Source organism: Streptomyces spiramenti (assembly GCF_012034385.1).
Lineage (GTDB): Bacteria > Actinomycetota > Actinomycetes > Streptomycetales > Streptomycetaceae > Streptomyces > Streptomyces spiramenti.
The window spans coordinates 1-4226 of sequence record NZ_JAAVJB010000333.1 but is presented as its reverse complement, the minus strand read 5'-3'; the positions used below and the strand labels follow the sequence as shown (position 1 = coordinate 4226).

Genomic DNA, 4226 nt, shown 5'->3' with positions numbered 1-4226 from the left:
GCTCGGCCCGCCCGCCGCCGGCTCCATCCGTCATGACGCCCCCCTGCCGCCGCGCGCCGCCCGCGCCGCTTCACCCCTCCCGACGGCGGCGCACCGCTCGGCGGTTCCTCGCCCGCCGGAGACGGGCGGCGCTCTCAGGTGTCGCACTCCAGCACCGTGCGGCACACCCCGCACCGGGCGCGGACCGGCCCGTCGACCGGGAGCCGCAACCGCCCGGTGCACACCGGGCAGTCGAACACCACCCGGAGAGCGGCGCCGCCGGTCTCGAACCGGTACGGGCCGACACCGGGCGGTACCGGGGCGCCCGCCCGCGCCAGACCCCGCTGCGCTGCGTACCGGCGGCGGGCCGCCCAGCCGGCGCCGGCCAGCGGCGGCTGCCCCGCGTCGTGCTCCGCGCGGCGCAGGCCCTTGCCGTAGGCGTCGTACGCCTGGGGGCTGGTGAACCACACGCGGGGGTCCTCCCCGTGCACCAGCGCCCGCTTCGCCAGCACGTAGCCGTACTCCTCGGGGGTGAGGTAGCCCAGCTTCTGCGAGGTGAGCGCGGACTGCCGGAACGCGTCCAGCAGCAGCCAGCCGCACCCCAGATAGGCGGCGGCGGTGTCGGTGAGGATCTCGTCGGCGGCGGTGTCCGCCAGTGCCAGCCCCGCGCGGTGCAGCAGCACATGGGTCATCTCGTGCGCCAGTACGGCACCGATGTCCCGCCGGTGCGCGTCGAACCGGGGGTTGAGCTCGACGGCGTACGCGCCGCCCGCCGCGGGCTCCACCCACGCCGCCTCGGGCATCTCACGGAACCGGACCTCGACCGGCGCCTCCGGCAGGCCCAGGTGACGGATCATCACACCGGCGACGCGCCGCACGCCCGCGGTCAGCTCCTCCCCGTCGTCGAAGGCCACGTCCACCGGGAGGACCGAGGTCCCGAAGGAACGCACCCGGTCGCCCGACAGGCCCCGGTACAGCGCGCGCAGCGCGCCGCGCACCTCCGCGAGGTGCGGGAACCCGCGCTCGACGTCCCGTGCCGTACCGCCACCGCCGACCGTCATGCGACCAGCCTCCTCCCGCGCCGCTTCCCACTGTAGGCGCGCTACCCACGGCCGCCGCCGTCCGGGAGGCGCCGTTCGGTGGGCCGCGCCGTCCCGCGCTGCGGACGTGTCCGCCGCGGCCCGCCCCGTGCCGCCTACAGTCGGGCACCATGAGTGACAGCGACCGCACCGAACAGCGCCGAGACCCGGTGCCCGACGCCGGCCACGGGCCCGCGGACGACGCCACGGGCCCGGCGGCCCCCGCGTCGCCCGGGGCCGGACCCACGCCCCGGGCCCCGGAGGCCCAGGAGGAGCTGGAGCGGCTGCGCGCCAGCATCGACAACATCGACGCCTCCGTGGTGTACATGCTCGCCGAGCGGTTCAAGTGCACCCAGCGCGTGGGCCTGCTCAAGGCGGAGCACCAACTGCCGCCCGCCGACCCCGCCCGGGAGAGCCGCCAGATCGCGCGGCTGCGCGAACTGGCGACGGAGGCCCGCCTGGACCCGGCGTTCGCGGAGAAGCTCCTCAACTTCGTGATCGCCGAGGTGATCCGCCACCACGAGACCATCGCGCGGGAGAGCTGACGGCGCCGGCCCGGCGGTGCGGACGGCGCCGGCCCGGCCGCGGGGCGGCACTGCCGTACCGCCCCGCCCGGCCATGCGGCAGCATGGGGCCATGGCGATTCTGACCCGTGACGAGGCGCGCGAACGCGCCCGGCTTCTCGACGTGCACCGGTACACCGTCGATCTCGACCTCACCCGTGGGGAGGAGGTCTTCCGGTCGGTGACCACGGTGCGGTTCGCCGCGCGCGAGGAGGCCGAGACCTTCGTCGAGGTCGTCGCGCCCGCCGTGCACCGGATCAGCCTCGACGGCCGGGAGATCGACCCCGCCGCCGTCGCCGACGGGCGGCTGCCGCTCGCCCTGACCGCCGGCGAGCACGAGCTGCACGTCGAGGCCGACATGGCGTATTCGCACACCGGCGAGGGCATGCACCGGTTCACCGACCCCGCCGACGGCCTGACCTACCTCTACACCCAGTGCTGCCTCTCCGAGGCCCCCAAGGTCTTCGCGGCCTTCGACCAGCCCGACCTCAAGGCCGTCTTCGAGGTGGCCGTGACCGCGCCCACGGAGTGGACGGTGCTGGCCAACGGCGTCTGCACGGCCGTCGACGACGAGCCGGGCCGCTGGCGCGCGGCGCCGACCCCGCCGATCTCCACCTACCTCCTCGCGGTCGCGGCCGGCCCCTGGCACTCCGTCCGCACCGAGCACGCGGGGCTGCCCTTCGGGCTGCACGCCCGCCGGTCGCTCGCCGAACACCTCGACAAGGACGCGGAGGAGCTGTGGGACATCACCCGCCGCACCTTCGACCGCTACCACGAGATCTTCGACGAGCCGTACCCGTTCGACTCCTACGACCAGGCGTTCGTGCCCGAGTTCAACGCCGGCGCCATGGAGAACCCAGGGCTGGTCACCTTCCGCGACGAGTTCGTCCACCGCTCGGCGGTGACCGACACCGAGCGGCAGCAGCGCGGGATCGTCATCGCCCACGAGATGGCCCACATGTGGTTCGGCGACCTGGTCACCCTCCGCTGGTGGGACGACATCTGGCTGAACGAGGCGTTCGCCGAGTACATGGGCTACCAGGTGCTGGCGGAGGCCACCGACTTCAGGCCGTGGACCGAGTTCGCAGCCCAGCGCAAGGCGTGGGGCCTGGCCGCGGACCAGCGCCCGTCCACGCACCCGGTGGCCCCCCTGCCGGAGGCGGTGCCCGACACCGCCTCCGCCTGGCTCAACTTCGACGGCATCTCCTACGCCAAGGGCGCCTCCGCGCTGCGCCAACTCGTCGTATGGCTGGGCGAGAAGGACTTCCTGGCGGGGATCAACGAGCACTTCGCCCGGCACCGCTTCGGCAACGCGGACCTCGCGGAGTTCATCGACTCCCTCAGCCACGCCTCCGGGCGCGACGTCCACGCCTGGGCGGACCGCTGGCTGCGGACCGCCGGCCCGGACACCCTCACCCCCGCCGTCACCGCCGCATCGGACGGCTGGCGACTGGAGCTCACCCACACCGGTGGCCGCCCGCACCGGCTGCGCGTCGGCACCTACGGCACCGCGACCGCCGACCCCGGCCGCCCGGTCCCGCTGGACACCCACGACATCGAGCTGCCGCCCGCAGACGGCGTCGCCGCGGTCGAGGGGACGGGGGAGCGGCCCGCGCTGTTCGTCGTCAACGACGGTGAACTCACCTACGCCCGCGTCGGCCTGGACGAGGGCTCCTGGGCGACCGCGAGCCGCACGGTCTCCGCACTGCCGGACCCGCTGACGCGCACCGTGGTCTGGGGCGCCGCCCGCGAGATGGTCCGCGACGCCGAGCTGGCGCCCGCCGCACTGGTCGAGATGGCCAGGGAGCAGCTCCCCGAGGAGGACGACCTCGCGGTACTGGAGGCCGTGCTGACCTTCGCGCGGGCCACCGTCGCCGACTGCTACCTCACCGGCAGCGCCCGGGAGCTGGCGCTGGCCTCTCTGCGCGACCTCGCGCGCGAGATCCTGGACCGCCCCGGCACCCCGGCTCGCCGGCTCCTTGCGGCCCGGTGCCTCATCGGCGCGGCGGCCCACCCGGGCGACCTGCGCGAGTGGCTCGGCGAGGGCACCGTCCCCGGCGGGCCGGAGCTCGACCCCAAGCTGCGCTGGCAGGTGCTGCACCGGCTCGCCGTCCTCGGTGACCTCACCCCCGAGGAGATCGACGTGGAGGCCGCCGCAGACCCCGGCGCCACCGCCGAGGAGGGCGCGGCCCGCTGCCGCGCCGCGCTGCCCACGGCGGAGCACAAGGCCGCCGCCTGGGAGGCCATGTTCGGCACCGGCGACCGGCTGTCGGCCTACCTGTTCGCCGCCACCGCCCAGGGTTTCTGGCACCCGGAACACAGCGACCTGCTCGCGCCCTACGTCGAGCGGTACTTCGCGGAGGTCCCCGCACTCGCGGAACGCCGGGGCCACGCGCTGACCGCGGCGGCCTGCCGGCACGCCTTCCCCGCGACCTTCGTCTCCCCGGAGGCGCTGCGGCTCGGCGCCGCCGTCCGCGACGACGCGGCGGTCGGCGCGGCCCTGCGCCGCGGGCTGACCGACCAGTTGGACGACATGGCCCGCGCGCTGCGTGTCCGTACCGCCGGGACGCCCTGAGGCTGGCCGGCCGCCCCACCCCGGTCCCCG

At 75.5% G+C, this 4226-nt stretch carries 3 protein-coding genes; 2 read left to right on the top strand and 1 reads right to left on the bottom strand.

What is annotated here, in order from left to right:
* Positions 1-134 precede the first annotated feature (134 nt).
* Positions 135-1040, bottom strand: coding sequence for a hypothetical protein (locus tag HCJ92_RS22715; protein WP_167935484.1), 906 nt, complete (start codon positions 1038-1040; stop codon positions 135-137).
* Positions 1041-1228: 188 nt separating this feature from the next.
* Between HCJ92_RS22715 and HCJ92_RS22710 the strand changes: the two genes are divergently transcribed.
* Positions 1229-1603 carry a chorismate mutase gene (locus tag HCJ92_RS22710; protein WP_338054335.1) on the top strand — a complete coding sequence of 125 codons (375 nt, stop codon included), beginning with the start codon at positions 1229-1231 and terminating at the stop codon, positions 1601-1603.
* 91 nt (positions 1604-1694) lie between these two features.
* A complete protein-coding gene (gene pepN / locus HCJ92_RS22705; RefSeq protein WP_167935482.1) occupies positions 1695-4196 on the top strand; it encodes an aminopeptidase N in 2502 nt (833 codons plus the stop codon).
* The last annotated feature ends 30 nt before the right edge of the window (positions 4197-4226 follow it).

Excerpts from the sequence above, each read along its gene's own strand:
- pepN (WP_167935482.1), top strand. The coding sequence starts at position 1,695 with ATGGCGATTCTGACCCGTGACGAGGCGCGCGAACGCGCCCGGCTTCTC.
- HCJ92_RS22715 (WP_167935484.1), bottom strand. The coding sequence starts at position 1,040 with ATGACGGTCGGCGGTGGCGGTACGGCACGGGACGTCGAGCGCGGGTTC.